We start from the raw sequence: 19,551 nt of genomic DNA, 5'->3' as shown, positions 1-19,551 counted from the left end.
GCGTTTCGTCCTTTCGCCTATGCCAACCCGAATGCAACCAAGATTACGTCGATAGCTTTGATTGCGATGAACGGGAGAATGATGCCGCCCAGACCATATACCAGCAGATTATGAGCAAGCAGCTTGCTCGAAGAGACCTCGCGATATTTCACGCCTTTAAGCGCCAAGGGAATAAGAACCACGATGATCAATGCGTTGTAGACAATCGCCGAAAGAATTGCCGATTCGGGACTCGCAAGATGCATGATGTTGAGCACCTCAAGCTGCGGATACAGCCCCACGAACAACGCCGGGATGATGGCAAAATACTTCGCCAGGTCGTTCGCGATGGAAAACGTGGTCAGGCTTCCTCGGGTCATAAGAAGCTGCTTGCCAATGCGCACAATGTCGATCAGCTTGGTAGGATTCGAATCCAAGTCGACCATATTGCCCGCTTCTTTAGCGGCCTGCGTGCCGGAATTCATAGCCACAGCGACATCGGCCTGGGCAAGCGCAGGGGCGTCATTGGTGCCGTCGCCGGTCATGGCCACCATATGACCTTCGGCCTGATACTGGCGAATGGCATCAAGCTTGCTTTCCGGCGTCGCCTCGGCCAGGAAGTCGTCCACGCCGGCCTCAGCGGCAATAGCGGCGGCGGTCATGGGATTGTCGCCCGTGATCATGATGGTCTTGATGCCCATCTTGCGCAACGAAGCAAAATTCTCCTTGATGCCCTGCTTGACGACGTCTTTCAGGTACACCACGCCAAGAATCGCATGGTCGCGGGCGACGAGCAGCGGAGTGCCACCGGCACGCGAGATCTCCTCCACGACGCAACGGCATTCGTCGCTGTACGTTCCGCCATAGGACTCCACGTAGGAACGCACGGCGTCGGCGGCACCTTTGCGAATCTCGTGGCCGTCAAAGTTGACGCCGCTCATGCGCGTCTGCGCGGTAAACGGAATGCTTTCCATGCCCGCGCCTTCCAAATCACGGCCGCGGATCCCGAAGCGCTCCTTGGCGAGCACCACGATAGAACGACCCTCGGGGGTCTCGTCGGTCAGACTCGCCAACTGGGCCGCATCGGCAAGCTCCTCTTCGGCGACGCCGTCCACCGGCACGAATTCGCATGCCTGACGGTTGCCGAGTGTGATGGTGCCCGTCTTGTCCAACATCAGGATATCGACGTCGCCAGCGGCTTCAACCGCACGGCCGCTCATGGCAAGCACGTTGGCGCGATTGAGACGGCTCATACCCGCGATGCCGATTGCAGAAAGCAAAGCGCCGATCGTCGTGGGGGCAAGGCATACGAACAGAGCGACCAAACTGGTAATCGTGGTGGGATTATCCATATCCGCAAGCTGTGCGCCGAAATCGCTGAACGTAAACAAAGACATGGTGACCAGCAAGAACACGATGGTCAAAGCCACAAGGAGAAGCTGTAGAGCGATCTCGTTGGGGGTGCGTTTGCGCGAAGCGGCCTCGACCATAGAGATCATCTGGTCCAAAAAGCTCTTGCCGCGCTCTTGGGTAACGCGAAGCACCAACCAGTCGGAAAGAACCGTCGTGCCACCGGTAACGCTGGAGCGATCACCGCCCGATTCGCGAATAACCGGGGCGGATTCGCCCGTGATGGCGGATTCATCGACCGATGCCGCACCCACAATGACTTCGCCGTCAGCCGGAATCTGATCGCCTGCCCGCACGAACACTACATCTTCGCAACCCAACTCGCTCGAGGATACTTCGATGGCCTCACGCTCGTAGAATGCCGCAGGATCGGCCTCATGGCTACCACGGGCGGCCAGGCAGTCGTTAAGCTTAAGAGCAACGACGTCCTTTTTCGCCGCACGAAGACTGTCCGCCTGGGCCTTGCCGCGACCCTCTGCCAAAGACTCGGCGAAATTGGCAAACAGCACCGTCAACCACAGCACCACCGCAATCGCGCAAATATAGCCGGGCTTCGAATCCGCCACGCCAAACAAGCTCAATATGAACAAAACCGTCGTCAATATGGCCGAAACGTAAACCATGAGCATAACGGGGTTTTTCGCCTGCTCGCGAAACGCGAGCTTCGCGAAAGCTCCCGATACGGCGCTCATTGCCTGAGCGCGAGAATCGCTCGCCGTCTTGGAAACGGATTTCACCTTAGCTCACACCCTTCCCTAATGCATCATCTGAAGCTGCTCTGCCACGGGACCCAGCGCCAAGGCGGGGAACATGGAAAGCGCTGCAATGAGCAAAACAATCAGAATCAAGAGGAATACGAACATGCCATTGGCCGTGGACAGCGTTCCCGCCGAAACAGCTACCTTTTGGCGATTCGCCAAGCTTCCAGCCAGGCACAACGCGGCGGCCATAGGAATGAAGCGATTAGCCAGCATCTCGAAGCCGAGCACCATGTTGAGAAACGGCGTGTTGCAATTCATGCCCGCGAAGGCCGAGCCATTGTTGGCGCCCGCCGACGTGGCCGCATAGAGCACTTCGGAAAAGCCGTGCGGACCCGCGTTGGAAAGGCTGGCGAACGTAGCCGGATCCAGACACATTGCCGCCGCGCCGACCAAGATGACCACAGGCGTGCAGATGGCGAGCACCACCGCCATGCGCATCTCTTTGGGACCGATCTTCTTGCCCAGGTATTCAGGCGTGCGCCCCACCATCAAACCGGCGATGAACACAGTCAAGATCACAAAACCAATCATGGAATACAGGCCGCATCCTATACCGCCAAAGATGATTTCGCCCAACTGCATGAGCAGCATCGGCACCATACCCCCCATCGGGGTAAACGAATCGTGCATAGAATTCACCGAGCCATTGGAGGCCGCTGTGGTAAACGTCGCCCACAGCGCAGAATCGGTCACGCCGAAACGAGTCTCCTTGCCTTCCATATTGCCCCCGGACTGGCCCGCCTGCCCCATGTAGACCGCACCATCTTGGGCAAGCTGGGGCGTGCCCGCCATCTCGAAATACCCGACAGCAAGCAGGGCGACCATAAGGATGGCAAACATCGAGAAGAATATCGCACGGCCCTGGCGGCGATCGTTCACGAAGCGGCCGAAAGAAAACACCAAGGCAACGGGAATGAGCAGCAGACTGACGCATTGGAGCAGATTGCTTAGCGGCGTGGGATTCTCCAGCACACTCGCGGAATTCACTCCGTTATAGCCGCCTCCGTTGGTGCCGAGCTGCTTAATGGCAACCTGGCTCGCCTGAGGTCCCATGGGAACAACCATCTCGTCCACCACTTCAACAGCGGATGGGTCGTCGGCCGAAACAACCTCGCCGTTCTCGGCGATACCGACCGGCTCGACAAGCTGAGTCGTCTGGTAATCAGACATGTTCTGAGGGGATCCCTGCCAAACGTCTGCAACCGCCAACACCAAAGAAAGAGGAATCAACACGCCGAGCAACGCGCGCACGACATCCGTCCAAAACGAACCGAGGCCCTCGCTATTCTGCGCAACAAGTCCGCGAAACAGCGCGAACAGCACCGCCATGCCCACGGCGGGAGTGACAAAGTTCTGCACTGTCAAGCCTATAGCCTGCGAGAAATAGCTCAAGGTAGACTCGCCCGAATACGACTGCCAATTCGTATTGCTCACGAAGCTCGCCGCGGTATTGAAGGCAAGATCGCCCGAAAGGCCCGAAAGGCCCTCGGGATTGAGAGGAAGAAAACCCTGCAGCATAAGAATGGCCATAAGCACAACGAAAGACACGATGGAGAAGATCAAAGCGCTCGCAAGATACTTCCGCCATCCCATCTGCTCGCACGAATCGATGCCCATGATACGACACGCGCACCGCTCGACAGGGACGGTGACGCAGCTCAAGAAATGCTTCTCTCCCGCCATAACCTTGTTGATGTAGGCGGAAAGAGGCAGTGCGCACGCAATAAGAAAAGCCACATACACGGCGTATTCGAAAATCTCGTCGATCACCTTTCATCATCTCCCCTGAGCAGCACGTAAAACAGGTAAAGAGCCGCAAGCACACCTGCCGCGCCGACGCATCCTGTCACGATTTCCATAAGACCGCACATTCCTTTCCATAGATGGCACGTCGCCATCGTCGAAACCCGCCCGCCCAACCTGCGCAATACTCCACGCGGTCGGCAAAGACGAAGCCGAAAGCAACCCTCGGCTCGATGCCTACGATATGAAAGTTCCCGTTAATGCGGCGTTAGGAAGAAAAGCATGCGTATTAAGATCGCATTAAGATTGACCGCGATGCCAGAGAGCACGCATGGCCCATAGCCCGCCTTGTGCTCGTCGCGCGCAAAAAAGAAAAGGCATGTCGTTTCATCGAAAACGGACTCTCGATGAAACGACATGCCTTTCGAAACAGAAGACGCACCGCGGCAAAACGCAGACCGCGAAAACAGCAAGGCGCGCTTCGACAAACGTCGTCGAAGCGCGCCTTGTCTTGCAAAGTTTAGAGACGTTTGGCGATCGCCAGGATGAAATCGCGCGTGGAAAGCGTCGTGGGGTTCTCCAACGTGGTGATGCGAGCCAAGTCTCCCGTCATCTCGCCCGCCTCAATCGTGTCGAGCGTCGCCTTTTCCAAGCGGTCGGCGAAATTGACCAGGTCGTCCAAGCCGTCAAGCTCGCCGCGCTTGCGCAGGGCACCGGTCCAGGCAAAGATGGTTGCCACAGAGTTCGTGGACGTGGTCTCGCCCTTGAGGTGCTTGTAATAATGGCGCTGCACCGTACCGTGCGCCGCCTCGTATTCGTAAACGCCCTGCGGAGACACGAGCACCGAAGTCATCATGGCAAGAGAGCCGAAAGCCGAGGAGACCATGTCGCTCATCACGTCGCCGTCATAGTTCTTGCAAGCCCAGATGAAACCGCCGTCAGCCTTCATCACGCGGGCGACCGCATCGTCGATCAGCGTGTAGAAATACTCGATGCCCGCAGCCTCGAAACGCTCGGCGTACTCGGCATCGTAGATTTCCTGGAAGATGTCCTTAAAGCGATGGTCGTACTTCTTGGAAATGGTGTCTTTGGTGGCAAACCACAAATCCTGCTTCACATCGAGCGCATAGTTGAAGCAGCTGCGAGCAAAGCTTTCGATAGAACCGTCCAGATTATGCATGCCTTGCACAACGCCGGGGCCTGCGAAGGTGTGAATCAGCTCACGCTGCTCGCTGCCGTCTTCGGCGGTATAGACCAGCTCGACCTTGCCTGCGGCGGGAACGCGCATCTCGGTATTCTTATACACGTCACCGTACGCATGGCGCGCGATGGTAATGGGCTTCACCCAATTGCGCACGCACGGCTCGATGCCCTTGACCACGATGGGGGTGCGAAACACCGTGCCGTCGAGCATGGCGCGAATGGTGCCGTTGGGGCTTTTCCACATCTGCTTGAGATCGTATTCCTCGACGCGAGCGGCGTTCGGCGTGATGGTGGCGCACTTCACCGCAACGCCCAGACGCTTGGTAGCCTCCGCCGAATCAACCGTAACCTGGTCGTCAGTGGCATTGCGATGCTCGAGGCCCAAGTCGTAGTACTCGGTCTTCAGATCGACGAATGGACAGATCAGCTCGTCTTTTATCATCTGCCAGATGATACGGGTCATCTCGTCGCCGTCCATCTCAACCAGCGGCGTGGTCATCTGAATCTTCGCCATGGTCCACCTTTCATTTCATATCGGCCTGCCACCTCGACGAATCGCACGAACGCGCCGTCGCATCCCGCCATACGCGGACAAGGCAGTGTGCTGCTACTATTGCATGCTAAAGCATAATAACGCCGATACGAAGACGAACGGCGTAAAACCGATGCGTTTTCGCAAACGGTAAACTTCGGCAGGATAAGCAAAAGATCTTCTAACGCCGGCGTGCCTCATAAGACACGCCGTACGCCGATCCGCCCAGAGCTTCGGCACGCTCGCGACAGCCCGCATGGCTTCAGCGAAGGCGCTCCGCGCCGATAAGAGACGAAAGATCTGCTAGAATTTCTATCCAGTCATCAATTTGCACAACACCGTTCGGACGCAAGCGCGAAAGATAGCAGGAGCCGCAAGCACCGAGAATGTAAGCGCTCAGGAAAACCGACGCACCGAACGGCACGCATACGAAGGGCGGTCTTATGAGCTTCGAACTGAAACCTTACACGGCACCCGATTTCAAACTCCCCCTTTTTGAGGAAGCGCCCAATGCTACCCTTGTCCCCGCGCCGAAAGACACCGTGGCACCCGAGGGGTATCACGCCATGAGCATCTATCCCGAATACTTCAAGATCGACGGCCAGTGGCTCCTTGCCGAAGACAGCCGCATGGACTGCGTTGCCGTCTACGAAAACGGCCGCATCCTAGTCGTTGAATTCCGCCTGATCAAAGAAGGCGACCTCATCGTGTGCGGACGCACCGAAGACGCGCAAGAGGGCATCTTCGTGCACACCGACGGATTCGGCGCTGCCTCCAAGCCAAGCGAGAACTTCGCATTCCGCCTCGGCCGCTCGCGCGAAACCGCATTCTCCCGCGAATACGACGAGCTCTACGAACTTTTGCAATACGAGCGCGACCGCGGCTACGTGGTCTGGGTCATGGGTCCCGCGTTTTCTTTCAACGGCTATTCCCGTACCGCGTTCTCCAAGATTATCGAAGCAGGATACGTAGACGCCGTCTTCGCCGGCAACGCTCTTGCAACGCATGACCTTGAAGGCGCCTATCTTCACACGGCGCTCGGGCAAGACATCGACACGCAGGAAAATCGCCCGAACGGCCACTACCACCATCTCGACACCATCAATCGCGTGAAATACCACGGCTCGATCGCAAAATTCATCGAAGAAGAAAACGTCCAGGACGGCATCATGTACGCCTTGGAGAAAAACAACGTTCCCTACGTGCTGGCGGGATCGATCCGCGACGACGGCCCCCTTCCCCCGGTCATCGGCAACGCATACGAGGCGCAAGGCGCCATGCGCGACCATATCCGCAAAGCCACCACGGTCATCTGCATGGCCACCATGCTGCACACCATCGCCACGGGTAATATGACGCCCTCCTATCGCGTGCTTGACGACGGAACCGTTCGCCAGGTGTATTTCTACTGCGTAGACATCTCCGAATTCGCCGTCAACAAACTCACCGACCGTGGATCGCTTTCTTCGCGCGGCGTTGTTACCAACGTGCAGGACTTCATAGCCAACGTCGCAAAAGGACTCGGGCTTTAAAGAATCACAAGCACGTATCCCGAAAAATAGCTAATTGTTATAATATACGTATCATTTAATGGACAAAGCGCGGGCATCACGGCAGTGCCCGCGCTTTCTCGATGAGAAACGAGGCAAAGGCATGTTCGATCGGGCGATATTCGAACTCGACGGCATCAAGCCCATGATGGCGGTCGTCGTCGCCCTTACCGTCGCACGGGCGCTCGCCGTCGTCGGACAGGCGGTCGGACTCGCCCAGGCAATCGTCGGCGTATGGCAAGGAAACGCACTCGAAGAGCAAGCGGCATGGATAGCCCTGTTCTTCTGTTGCTTCGTTGCGCGTCAGGTCATTCTCGCCGCGCAAGACCACATGCTCGACCGATACGCCTACCGACAGGCCGATTCATTGCGGGAGTCGCTGCTTCAAGCCGTCTTCGAAGCCGGGCCTGCACTTGTCGGCCGGCGCGGATCTGCCGCCGTGGTAAATTCCGCCATCGAGGGAACCGAGCACGTCGCCGCCTACATAGCCCTCATCATCCCAAAGATGACCGCGGTCGGCATCGTGCCTTTGGTCCTGCTCATCGCCATGATTCCGCTCGATCTGGTTTCGGCCTTCATCGCGCTTGCCTGCTTCCCGTTCATCATCCTGTATATGATTATGATCGGATACACCGCCAAAGATGACGCCGCGAAGAGGCACGGTGAATTCGAGCGTATGTCCAATCATTTCATCGATTCGCTGCGCGGTATCGACACGCTCAAGGCCTTCGGGCGCAGCCGCGACCACGCGGGTCGCATCTTCGCCGTTTCCGAACGCTTCCGCGAAGCCACCATGAAAACGCTGCGCATCGCCACCCTCTCGAGCGCCGTCCTTGACACCTTCGCCACCTTAGCACTTGCCGCCGTGGCCATCATGATGGGATTCCGCCTGGTCGAAGGCACGCTTTCTTTTCTCCCGGCGCTCTCGGTCCTCATCATGGTTCCCGAGTATTTCCGCCCTATCCGCGAATTCGCCTCGGACTACCACGCATCCCTCGACGGCCGCACCTCCCTTGCCGCCATACGCGAAACCATCGACGAAGCCCGCGCTCTTCGTCCGCAGAATGCGGAACGCGATCTCGCTCTTTCTTCGGAGGCTCTTGAAGCCCCTTCCGTCACCCTCGAGAACGTCTCGTTCGATTATGCGGGCTACACGGCCCTCAACGACATCTCCTTTTCCGTCAAAAGCCCCTGCAAAGTAGGAATCATCGGCGCAAGCGGATCGGGAAAAACAACGCTCTTGAACCTCCTGAGCGGGTTTTCCGACCCAAGCTCAGGGTCGATACATATAGGAACGACAACCTGCTCGACCCTGCGCAACCACCAGTGGCACGCCCACGCCACGTTCATCCCCCAAGACCCCTACCTTTTCCACGCAAGCCTGCACGACAACGTGGCCTTCTATCAGCCGCACGCAACAGACAAAGACATAGCCAGGGCGCTTGAAGCGGTCGGCCTCGACGTTCTAGCCCGCGAACTCCCCCAGGGAATCGACACCCCCATCGGGGCCGGGGAACGCATGCTTTCGGGCGGCCAGGCCCAACGCGTAGCCCTCGCCCGCGCCTTCCTCGATTCGTCGCGCACTATTCTGCTCTTCGACGAACCGACTGCGCACCTCGACGTAGAAACCGAGCTCGAACTTAAGGAAAGCACGCTTGCCCTCATGGAGAACAAACTCGTTTTCTTTGCCACCCATCGCCTGCATTGGGCAGCAAACATGGACTACATCATCGTCATGGACCATGGACGCATTACTTGGCAAGGGCCTTCGGACAAACTGAAGAATTCCGACGCATGGACCCGCCTGAGCGCGGAAGGAGGCCTGCGATGAACAAAACCGCAGCCGAACAAACCCCCCGCATGGTTTCAACCCTTCATTCGGCATGGCGCCAAGATGAATGGGTCAAGCCGTTTTTCGCACGCTACGCCCATATTCTCGCCCTGACGCTGCTCCTCGGGCTGCTCGCCTTCGTCTTCGCGGGCGCTCTCATGTTCACGTCCGGCTATATGATCTCTCTTGCCGCGACCCTTCCCCTCACCGTGCTCGCTTTACACCTTCCCTCGCTTTTCGTGCGCATCTTCGGCCTCGGCAAGCCCATCCTGCAATACGTCGAACGCCTCGCCAGCCACGACTGGGTGCTGCGCATGACCAGCGAGCTGCGTCGCAAGCTTTACGAAACTATCGAGCGCCGCTCCTCGGCGCTTCGCTCGCAACGACGCTTCGGAGAGGCCCTCGGTCTGCTTTCCGAGGACATCGGACATGTCCAGGACCTCTACCTGCGCACGATTCTGCCCATAGCATCAGCATGGCTGCTCTATCTCGTCGCCATTATCGCCCTGGGATTTTTCACCGTCCCCGTTGCATGCGCCATGGCGCTTATGCTCGGCGTGGCGCTGTTCGTCATGCCGCTTGTATCCGTATGCGCGAACGGCGCGCGCCTCATGCGCGCGAAGGCGATCACCTCCAAGCTCTACGACGACCTTTCCGACAACGTCTTGGGGGTATCGGACTGGGTCTTCTCAGGACGCAGCGACGACTATCTCGGCCGATACAAGAATCTGCAGAAAGAAGCGCGCCGCATCGACGCGGCCATCAAGCGGCATAACCGCGTACGCGACGTTTTGCTCCAGGTCCTCTTCGGCCTGTGCGCCGTGGTGCTGCTTCTTTGGGCCTCGGCTACCTTCGCATCCCAAGAATCCGCATCAGGACTCGCTTTGTCGCTCGCTTCGCTCGGCAACGAAAACGCACCCGCCTATGCGGCGAACTGGATCGCGGCGTTCGTTCTGTGCTTCTTCCCCTTGATCGAGGCGTTCAGCCCCGTGCCTACAGCGGCTCTCGGAATCGTCACGCACAGCAATGCGGTCGCGAATCTGAACGAATATTCGCGCGAAAGCATGCAGGAACGAACCGTTCCCTTTGCATCCGCCGCACCCTCCGCCGAACATGGTTCCGCGAACGGCGACTCCCGCCCCTGCGACATTCGCTTCGAGAACGTGACCTTCTCCTACCCCGGCACAAATCGTCCGGTTCTACGGAACCTGAGCCTTGCGATACCGCATGGCGGCGTTGTCGCCGTTCTGGGACGAAGCGGAGCCGGCAAATCAACCTTTGCATCGTTGCTTCGCGGCGAAGGGGCGCCCGACAGCGGACGCATCTTCGTAGGCAACACGGATACCGCCTGCCAAGAATTCTCGGCAATGCGCCTCGTCGGCGTCATCCAGCAGAATCCCCATATCTTCAACCAGTCCTTGCGAGAGAACCTGCTCATCGGCAAAGGAAACGCAACCGACGACGAGCTCTGGGACGCGCTCGAACGCGTCGGGCTCCGCCCGCGAGCAAAGCAGCTGCCCAACGGGCTTGATACTGTCATAGACGAATCGGGCAAGAGTTTCTCTGGCGGCGAACGCCATCGCATCGCGCTCGCTCGCATTCTTCTCTCCAAGCCTGCGATCGTAATACTTGACGAACCCTTCGCGGGTCTCGACCCCGCAACCGAGCAGGCGCTCCTCGAAACGATGCTCTCTACGCTCGAAGGCAGCACCGTCTTGCTCATCACCCACCATCTCCAAGGCGTTTCGCGCGCCGACCGCGTGCTGTTCTTCGAAAACGGCGGCATTGCCATGGACGGGTCTCCCGCCGAACTGGAACGAAGCAACGAACGCTATCGAACGCTGCTCGCCTTCGACAGCGGCAACGTCGGCCCCTCCTCTTCGCACGAAGCGAAATAGGCCCTCTATCGCATTTTCCCTTGACACGCCCCCGACCATCCGAAGATAGTAGGGTCGCTGTTCTGAATCATGCACAAAGGGGACGACATGGGGAATTTGGAACGTCATGCTGCAAAGCCTGAAAACCTGCCGGCATCCTCGCCGAAAAAGGCCGTCTCGGCGAAAGCCCGTTCTTCAAGGGCGATGGGCGCTCCTATAAACCGTTGGGTCGTTCTTGCGGCGGCAGGCACATTCAACGCCCTCGTAGGTGCGGTATACGTCTGGAGCATCTTCTATTCGTCCCTTTCGAGCACGTATGGATGGGCTCCTCAAGCTACCGCGTTCGCCTATTCGCTTTACATCGTGTCCGAATGCTGCGCGGGATTTCTTGCCGGTTGGCTGCAAAACCGCATGAAGCCGGGAATCCTCTCCCTCTGCGGCGGTTGCAGCTTCGCTGCGGGGTGGTTCTTCGCGGGCTTCGCGGATGCCATCCCCCTGTTGTATATGACCTACAGCATCATGGGAGGCATCGGAAGCGGCGTCATCTATAACGTATCGGTCTCCACGGCAACGGCGTGGTTCCCCGACAAACGAGGGCTCGCAAACGGCGTCTGCGTCGGCACCACCGGGCTTTCTCCCATCATCTTTGCCCCCTTGGGCAACTTCCTCATCACCACCATGGGCGTCAGCATGTCGTTTCACATCTGCGGCATTATCTTCGCCGTCGGCGTAGTCGTCGCCTCCCGATTCCTCGCCGCCCCTCCGAAGGATTGGACCCCCGAAAACTGGATACGCGGCGACCGCTCCTCTATACAAGAAGACGGCCTCACCACACTTCAGATGCTCAAGAAGCCCACGGCATACCTCATGTGGCTGCTCTTCGCCGTGGCGGCAAGCGCCGGCATGATGGCTATCGGACACGCGGCCGGCATTAGCGAACAGCTCGCAGGCCTCGATGCCAACCAGGCCGCAGCCCAGGTCGGCATCCTCGCCGTCGCAAATTTCGCAGGACGCCTCGCATTCGCGTCGCTCTCCGACCGCTTCGGCCGCTATCCCATCATGCTGTTCTGCATGACCGTGACGGCCGCGACCATGGCGTTCTTCCTCGGGAAGGCAGACAGCTTCGTCAGCCTTACAGCGGCCCTGTGCGTCATCGGCGCAACCTTCGGCGGCATGATGGCCACCATGCCGGCACTTACCGCCGACCTCTACGGCACGAAGCATTTCGGCCAGAATTACGCGTTCATGTTCTCAGGCTACACCTGCGCCTCGATCATCGGGCCCATGCTCGCCGCAAGCGTTCTGGCACATACCGGAAGCTATCTTCCCGCCTTCCCCGCCGCAGGCGCGCTTACCTGCGCAGGACTGGTTCTCGTAGCCGCAACGGCCTTCATGGCAAAACGGGAAAAGGAGCAGAAGCGCAACGCCAAAAAATAAGCGGCGTTTCAGCACGCACATCGATCAAAACACCTGCCACAGAACAATGGCAACTGCCGAAATCAAATGCGCTGCGGCCGTATGCGCAAGCACGCCCATAACAAAAAAAAGCAAGCGGGCCTGGCCTTCGGACCAAAACCCGCCTGCTGCAATAGTGGAAAACATCGGCGACGAACGGTGAATCCGTTCGCAAAGCCAAGTGCGCAATTGCGACTTACAACTCCCAGCTTGCCGGGCTTTTGCGCGGCTGGCGCACGTTGATTTCGACGCCTTTGACACTCACGCGAGAATTCGCGGGAATGGACTCGGTAACGAATGCGCCGCCCGCAATGACCGTCCCCTCGCCGATAACCGTCTCCCCGCCGAGCACGCTTGCGTTGGAATAAATCGTGACATTGTCTTCAATGGTGGGATGACGTTTCACGCCTGCGAGCTGCTGACCGGCGCGCGTAGAAAGCGCGCCCAGCGTTACGCCCTGGTATATCTTGACATGATTGCCGATCATGGTGGTTTCGCCAATGACAACGCCCGTGGCGTGGTCGATGAAGAAGTATTCACCGATCGTAGCGCCCGAATTGATGTCTACGCCCGTACGGCCATGCGCATATTCGGTCATGATGCGTGGAATCAGCGGCACCTTCTGCACGTAAAGCTCATGGGCGATGCGGTACACGAATACCGCAAAGAATCCAGGATACGAAAAGATGATCTCCTCTTTGCTCTGTGCGGCCGGGTCGCCGTCGAAAGCAGCCTGCACGTCCTTGAGAAGGGTCTTGTGCAATTCGGGCAGCTTCGCAAGGAACGTTTCCGATATCTCGTTCACGCGAGATTCGATTTCTTCCTTAGACATGGCGTCGCCGTCGCGGAACAGCAAAGCCTCGCGCAGCTGGCGCTGCAAGGAGTCTTCGATACGAATGAGCGTATCGCCGATGAAATAGCGGGGGTCGCAGCCCGTGGGGATTTCCTCTCCGAAATAACGGGGGAACATCAGGTGGCGCAAATCCGTCAGAATGCCGATGATTGCATCCCTGTTGGGAAAATGGCGGTCGGGCTTGGTGAAAAAGATTTCGGGAGATTTGTAATTCTCCGCGATACCTTCGACGATGTTGTCCAGGCTTTCGTTCAACATAGAAACCTCGTTTCAGCCGAATCGGCCCGAAGCCGTTCGCTTCGGAATAGTGAATGCGTCTATCCTACCAGCAGCCGTATGCTTTCCCGCGCGAAATCCCCCTTCGGCTTAAAAGATTGACGAAGAGAGCGCGCATTCGCCAGGCGACATGCAAAGTATGCGCGCGCTTTGCCCGTTGACGAACTCGACGCATGCCCGCCGGGCATAACGCACCTTTTCCGCGTTCGCCTCGCCGAAACGTGCCGCAAGCACCGCCTCCCATGTTTCTTCCATGGCGCCGCACCATTGGTCGAGAGAAAACGGCGCGCCTTCCCCCGACGGCAGGTCGGTCTCTATCAAAAGCCTGTCCTCGGGAACGGCGCGCGCATAGGCCCGGCCACGCTTGGTGCGCATGACACGCGGGCCGAACGATACGAAGAAACCGCGATCCAAAGCGCGCTGCAGCTGGTCGGACGTACCGGCGAACGAATGCAGCACCAGCGCACGCCCTCCTACGAGCGCAGGAGTCCGACGGCCCGCCCCGCACAGAGCACCGGCGCGCTCGAACGCGTCAATCACCTCGTCCACAGCGCGTACTGCATGAATAGACACAAGTCCGTTTGCACACGACCCTTCGCCGCTGCATACCCGCGGCTGCAGGCCTTGAGTCCTTTTTGCGCAAGCCGCGACAATCCGTTCGAAAATCTCAACCTGTCTTTCGCGCGTCTCCTCATGGCGAGACGAAAAGTCAAGTCCCACTTCGCCGATGAAGGCGCTCGACGGGGCGATCGCCTCGAACCGCTCGATCTGCGCATCATCGTCCGAAATAAACCAGGGATGCAGTCCGAGTCCTACGCGAACGCTCGAACACGAAGAAAATCGACGCACGTCCTTTTCGTACGATAAAGGGTCCACCGTTGCCGAGAACGCCGTAAGAGATTCGGCGGCGCGGCACGCGATCGATTCCCCGTCTTTCGAGAAGCCGAGATGGCAATGCATATCGAACATCGCATCACGCACCGGAAGACGTCCCGCTTTGATTCTGAGGCGTCCCGCCCGTGCCAGAAGAAGACGAACCGGAGCTTGACGAATCACCCGATGAAGAAGACCCGCCGGAAGTAGAGCCTCCCGTGCTCCCGTCCGCTCCGGAATCCGTGCTTCCCTGATCGCCGGAGCTGTCGGTTGACGACCCGTCACCGGTCGTGCCCGTCGTACCGCCCGACGACGTCCCCTGCTGGCTCTCGGACCCACCTCCCGTCGAAGAGGAATCAGACCCCGTCGAAGCCGACGAATCCTCTTTATTCGAAGAAGATTCCTGGTCGGAAGTGCTCGACGAAGATGCATCCGTGGAATGGGCCTCCCCGGAATCCTTGCTTTCGCCCCCACCCTGAGAAGCGCTTTGGACATGCGAAGCATCCTGTTTCACATCCTGCGGCTCATGCCAGGAGGCGACGATGGAAGGCGCCTTCGCCCCTACGCCTTGACCCGCCGTAACCACCTCGATAACGACGGCGGAAAGCAGCATGGCCACCAGTGCCGAAACCGCAGCGACAATCACCGCGCTCTTTTGGATTTTGGCCTTGCGTTCACGAGCCGCACGAGCGCGAGCAAGAGCCGATTCGGCGTAAGCCTCGGATTTGCTGCTCCGACCATTATTGGAGACGGTTCGGGACGCAGCACCGTGCGACGAAGCGTCGAATGAAGCCGCCTCCAGGACCACGGTTTCGTCCGACGCCGCACGCGAGACATGCATGCCATCAACGCCCAAAGCACGCGTGCCCGTCGCGGAAGCATCGTTTGCGCCAAGCGCACCCATCGCGATTGTTTTATCCGCCGAAGCGACGTCTCCGCGTGCAGGGCCAACAGCACCGAACGCATGCGTTGCCACGCTGGAAAAACCCTCATTCGTCCCGACCCCGGCAGAACCAATCGACCCATCGGCGAAATGGCTTTTCCCGTCAGAAGCAGACGAGGAGTGAGTCGGAGCAATATCCTTGATCTTCTCCGCAGAAGCGGAGAGGAACTTCTTATACACCTGCGATGCGACAGCGGAAACAATCGAGCCCACAGCAGCGCCGATCAAAGACCCCGCTATGCCAATCCGAGATGCAAGTAGCATGGAAGTCACCGCGGCCAGAGCGCCCGCGAGCAGCTGCGCTATCGAAAGGTCGTCGAAGAGCGTAAACCAAAACGGTTTCTTCCTCTCATCGCCGTCTTGCCGTTCCTGCATAAGCCATCTCCTTCGTCGGCAACGCGCGCCGCGCTGCCGTGTCCTGAAAAACAAAGCTCACATCAATCGGCGGTATTACTCCGTATCCATGGCGCGCGCAAGGATTTGCATGCGTTCCTCGACGTCTTTGATAACGCGGCTGCAGTACAACAGCTCATCCGACGAATCGATGCCCTCGACGCTGTGCACGGCTTTGTATTTCAGCCCGTGCTCGAGACTCGCCCAAAAATCCATGGCGATGGTCCTGATTTGAACCTCGACAGGAACAAGCTCCTTTTTATCCATGAAATACACCGGTATCCGCACGATGACATGCAGGCTTCTATACCCGTTCGGTTTCGGGTGCTCGATATAGTCTTTCACCTCGACGATTTCCAGGTCGTCCTGCTTGCGTAAAAGACTGAGCAGCCCGTATACATCGTGGATGTACGAGCAGATAACGCGCACGCCCGCAATATCGAAGATGTTCGCCTCCATGGATTCGACGGAGATGGGCAGGTTGCGTCTTTTGAGCTTCTCATAGATGCTCACCGGGTTTTTCACGCGCGATTCAATGTGGTGAATGGGATTGCGGTTCTTCTTCAAACTCAAATCCCGATCGAGCACCTCGAAACGCACTTCCATCTGACGCATGGCGGACTCGTAGCGCTGCAGCGAAGCGCGCATGGCCGACCCCACCACCTTCGCCTGCGACGAAAGAGCATCGTGGTTGACACCTTCTTTGTCGGCGAAGCGAGCGAGAAACTCCCCCGCCGCGTTGCGCGCCATCTCTTCGCTCGAAAGAGGCGTAGTATGAGACGGATTGCCTATGCGCGATATGTGTTCTCTCCGCGCAGCGGACGAAGTATCGTCCTTGAAAGCAAGCATGGAGCTGGAATTCGAAATGGATGTCATGAACGCCCTTTCGTAGTGCAAAGAGCACCGTTCCTGCCGTAACGTTTGACGCTCGATGGCATGCGGCATGGCATGCGCGTTCGACGCGCACTGCCATCATAGTGAAGCACCGCACGCCGGAAAAAATCGTTGCCGAAACGCCACGGTATCTTCTGACAATGATCAGATTATCTCCGTTTTCGCGCACTTCCGCGGGTCTTCTGTCCCGTCTTGGAAGATCGCGACACGCGGTTAACGGCAGCGCCCTTGCGCGACCCGCCTCCCTTGCGCACGGGACCTCCATGCGACCCGCCAGATGTGCGCGCGGCGCTTCCATGCGACCCGCCTCCTTTACGCGGACGTACCAAGCATTCGGGACCGTATCCCACCAGATCCATACGCCCCGCCTTGCGAAGCGCCTCTATCACCAGGTCGTAGTTCTTCGGGTCTCGGTATTGGATAAGCGCGCGTTGCAGGGCCTTTTCGTGGGTGCTTTTCGGCGTGTAGACCGGCTTCATCGTCCGAGGGTCTACTCCGGTGTAATACATGCATGTCGACATGGTGGACGGCGTGGGGTAGAAATCCTGCACCTGCTCCGGCATGTATCCCAAATCTCGGCAATATTCCGCCAGCTCGACCGCTTCTTTGAGCGTGGAGCCCGGATGAGACGACATGAGGTAAGGAACCAGGTACTGTTTCTTGCCCAGATCGGCGTTGACGCGCGCATAGCGATCGCGGAAACACTCGTACACGGCATTGCCCGGCTTGCCCATGACGGAAAGCACCGCATCGGATACGTGCTCGGGCGCCACTTTGAGCTGGCCGCTCACATGATGCTCGCACAGCTCGCGAATGAATGTGTCGTCGGGGTCGGCAAGTGCGTAATCGAACCGAACGCCCGAACGCACGAACACCTTCTTTACCTCGGGCATGGAACGAAGCGTCCGCAAGACATCGAGGTAATCTTTATGATCGACCTCGAGCTTCGAGCAGGGCTTCGGGAAAAGACAGCTTTTATGCGGGCACGCCCCGTGCTTCATCTGCTTCTGACACGCCGGGGCTCTGAAGTTCGCCGTCGGCCCGCCGACATCGTGGATGTAGCCCTTGAAATCAGGATCGTCGAAGAACAGCTTCGCCTCTTCGACGAGCGACTCCTTGCTCCTTGACTGCACAATACGCCCCTGGTGAAACGTCAAAGCGCAGAAAGAGCACTCGCCGAAGCATCCTCGGTTGCTCGACAGGCTGAACTTGACCTCAGCAATGGCGGGAACACCCCCGGCCGATTCGTACGACGGGTGATACGTGCGCATATACGGCAATCGGTACACCGCATCGAGCTCGGAGCGAGACAAAGGCTTCGAGGGCGGGTTTTGCACCACGTACACCTGATGGGGATACTCCTCCACCAAACGCTTCCCCGTGAAAGGATCCGAATTGAGGTATTGGACGTTAAAGCTGCGCGCATACGCAAGCTTGTCGGCACGCATCTCTTCGAAAGAAGGAAGCACAACGGCGTCGTAGACATGCTTGAGCGAGCGGGCCTTATACACCGTGCCCTCGATGAACGTAATGTCCTCGATGGAAAGGCCGCTTTGCAGTGCATCGGCAATCTCTACGATAGATCGTTCCCCCATGCCGTACGAAACGATATCGGCGCCCGAATCAAGAAGAATAGAACGCTTCAGCTTGTCGGACCAGTAGTCGTAATGCGCAAGTCTGCGCAGGCTGGCTTCAATGCCGCCAAGAATGATAGGGGTTTTCTTGTAGACGCGACGAATGAGGTTCCCGTACACGGCGGCGGCGTGATTGGGGCGAAGCCCCGCCTGGCCTCCGGGCGAATAGGCGTCGTTTCGTCGCGGCTTTTTCGACGAGGTGTAGTGGTTGACCATGGAATCCATATTGCCGGCCGACACCAAGAATCCGAGGCGTGGTTCTCCGAACACCGCGATGCTTTGCGGATCCGTCCAGTCGGGCTGCGCGATAACACCTACACGATATCCGTTCGCCTCAAGCACGCGCGTTATGATGGCGGCGCCGAACGACGGGTGGTCGACATAGGCGTCCCCCGAAACGTACACGAAGTCGACCTCGTCCCAGCCGCGCCTGCGCGCCTCGTCCATCGTCATCGGCAAGAAGCCCTGCGCCATCGTTCATCCCTCCGTCGTTCGTACCGCGTCCTTCCGCATGTGCGAAAAGCACCATCCTGCTCACTACAAACTCCGAGCATAAGCGTTATGCAATGCCGACAATGCTCCGTATCACATCGCCAGCGATCATCTGCCCCATGATAGGGGGCATGAAAGAAAGCGTGCCGAGCTCCGTCCTTTCGCGGCGCATCGAGCCTTCGGCCGCTGCGACGGCAACGGGCTGCTCGGACGAATACAGCACACGCATCGCTTCTATGCCCTGCTTTCGTGCAAGCTTGCGAACAGAGCGGCACAGCGGGCACGATTGCGTCTGGTAAATGTCCGCGAATGCCAGCATCTCGGGATGGCATTTGTTCGCCGCCCCCATGCTGCCGACGAAGGCGATGCCGCGCTTTTCGGCGTACGACGCCAACGCAAGCTTCGTCGTGACCGTGTCCACGGCATCCACAATGAAATCGACGGAATCTTCGAGAAAATTACCTACGTTGTCTGCGGTGACGAAGGCGTCATGCGAGACAATGCGCGTACCGGGAGCAATGTCGCGTACCATGGCGGCCATCACGTCGACCTTTCTTTTCCCGATCGTGCTGTAGAAGGCTATGGCCTGCCTGTTGATGTTGCTTTCCTCCACCGCATCGCGATCGACGAGCACAAGCGTTCCCACGCCCGCGCGCGCCAAAGCCTCGACGCAGCTTGATCCCACACCCCCCAGACCGAAGACGGCGACGCGCGCCTCGGAGAGACGACGCAGGCCATCCTCGCCGACCATTCTCGCCGAGCGCTCCATGCGAGCGCTCTCGTCCTTGCGTTCCATGTCGGTCATAGCACGCCTTCTTCCACCCATCGTCCGCAATACACTGCAGACATTAT

At 58.4% G+C, this 19,551-nt stretch carries 13 protein-coding genes; 4 read left to right on the top strand and 9 right to left on the bottom strand.

The window, feature by feature from the left end:
* Positions 1–17 precede the first annotated feature (17 nt).
* The 3 genes from kdpB to HMPREF9451_RS01395 form a co-directional block, all read right to left on the bottom strand.
* Positions 18–2,081 carry a potassium-transporting ATPase subunit KdpB gene (kdpB, locus tag HMPREF9451_RS01405; RefSeq protein ID WP_051001002.1) on the bottom strand — a complete coding sequence of 688 codons (2,064 nt, stop codon included), beginning with the start codon at positions 2,079–2,081 and terminating at the stop codon, positions 18–20.
* Positions 2,082–2,144: 63 nt separating this feature from the next.
* Entirely contained in the window at positions 2,145–3,920 is a 1,776-nt protein-coding gene (kdpA, locus tag HMPREF9451_RS01400; RefSeq protein ID WP_009138513.1) for a potassium-transporting ATPase subunit KdpA, read from the bottom strand.
* Between the two features lie 493 nt (positions 3,921–4,413).
* A complete protein-coding gene (locus tag HMPREF9451_RS01395; protein WP_009138511.1) occupies positions 4,414–5,610 on the bottom strand; it encodes an NADP-dependent isocitrate dehydrogenase in 1,197 nt (398 codons plus the stop codon).
* A gap of 461 nt (positions 5,611–6,071) precedes the next feature.
* Here HMPREF9451_RS01395 and HMPREF9451_RS01390 point away from each other — a divergent pair, with 461 nt between their 5' ends.
* The 4 genes from HMPREF9451_RS01390 to HMPREF9451_RS01375 all read left to right on the top strand — a co-directional run bounded on the left by HMPREF9451_RS01390 (position 6,072) and on the right by HMPREF9451_RS01375 (position 12,323).
* Positions 6,072–7,160, top strand: coding sequence for a putative NPN-dependent ornithine cyclodeaminase (locus HMPREF9451_RS01390; RefSeq protein WP_009138510.1), 1,089 nt, complete (start codon positions 6,072–6,074; stop codon positions 7,158–7,160).
* Between the two features lie 121 nt (positions 7,161–7,281).
* Positions 7,282–9,009 (top strand): thiol reductant ABC exporter subunit CydD, encoded by a 1,728-nt coding sequence (gene cydD / locus HMPREF9451_RS01385; RefSeq protein ID WP_009138509.1) that lies wholly within the window; start codon positions 7,282–7,284, stop codon positions 9,007–9,009.
* Positions 9,006–10,907, top strand: a complete 1,902-nt coding sequence (gene cydC, locus HMPREF9451_RS01380) for a thiol reductant ABC exporter subunit CydC (RefSeq protein WP_009138508.1) — start codon at positions 9,006–9,008, stop codon at positions 10,905–10,907. The genes cydD and cydC overlap by 4 nt, the downstream gene beginning before the upstream one ends.
* 87 nt (positions 10,908–10,994) lie before the next feature.
* Positions 10,995–12,323: an L-lactate MFS transporter gene (locus HMPREF9451_RS01375; protein ID WP_009138507.1), complete on the top strand. Its 1,329-nt coding sequence runs from the start codon at positions 10,995–10,997 to the stop codon at positions 12,321–12,323.
* 214 nt (positions 12,324–12,537) lie between these two features.
* Here the strand turns inward: HMPREF9451_RS01375 and HMPREF9451_RS01370 are convergent, their stop codons facing one another.
* The 6 genes from HMPREF9451_RS01370 to HMPREF9451_RS01345 all read right to left on the bottom strand — a co-directional run bounded on the left by HMPREF9451_RS01370 (position 12,538) and on the right by HMPREF9451_RS01345 (position 19,504).
* Complete coding sequence (locus HMPREF9451_RS01370) at positions 12,538–13,452, bottom strand: serine O-acetyltransferase (RefSeq protein WP_009138506.1); 915 nt, start codon at positions 13,450–13,452, stop codon at positions 12,538–12,540.
* A gap of 108 nt (positions 13,453–13,560) precedes the next feature.
* Positions 13,561–14,439 (bottom strand): TatD family hydrolase, encoded by an 879-nt coding sequence (locus HMPREF9451_RS01365; protein WP_187364027.1) that lies wholly within the window; start codon positions 14,437–14,439, stop codon positions 13,561–13,563.
* Positions 14,440–14,443: 4 nt separating this feature from the next.
* Complete coding sequence (locus HMPREF9451_RS01360) at positions 14,444–15,661, bottom strand: hypothetical protein (protein WP_009138504.1); 1,218 nt, start codon at positions 15,659–15,661, stop codon at positions 14,444–14,446.
* A gap of 75 nt (positions 15,662–15,736) precedes the next feature.
* Positions 15,737–16,555: a GTP pyrophosphokinase gene (locus tag HMPREF9451_RS01355; RefSeq protein WP_232204081.1), complete on the bottom strand. Its 819-nt coding sequence runs from the start codon at positions 16,553–16,555 to the stop codon at positions 15,737–15,739.
* A 167-nt stretch (positions 16,556–16,722) separates the two neighbouring features.
* Positions 16,723–18,681, bottom strand: a complete 1,959-nt coding sequence (locus HMPREF9451_RS01350) for a YgiQ family radical SAM protein (protein WP_009138502.1) — start codon at positions 18,679–18,681, stop codon at positions 16,723–16,725.
* 85 nt (positions 18,682–18,766) lie between these two features.
* Positions 18,767–19,504, bottom strand: a complete 738-nt coding sequence (locus HMPREF9451_RS01345) for a tRNA threonylcarbamoyladenosine dehydratase (protein WP_009138501.1) — start codon at positions 19,502–19,504, stop codon at positions 18,767–18,769.
* Between the last annotated feature and the right edge of the window lie 47 nt (positions 19,505–19,551).

The sequence above is a fragment of the Slackia piriformis YIT 12062 genome, assembly GCF_000296445.1.
GTDB lineage: Bacteria > Actinomycetota > Coriobacteriia > Coriobacteriales > Eggerthellaceae > Slackia > Slackia piriformis.
This window is presented reverse-complemented; position numbering and strand designations above follow the sequence as displayed.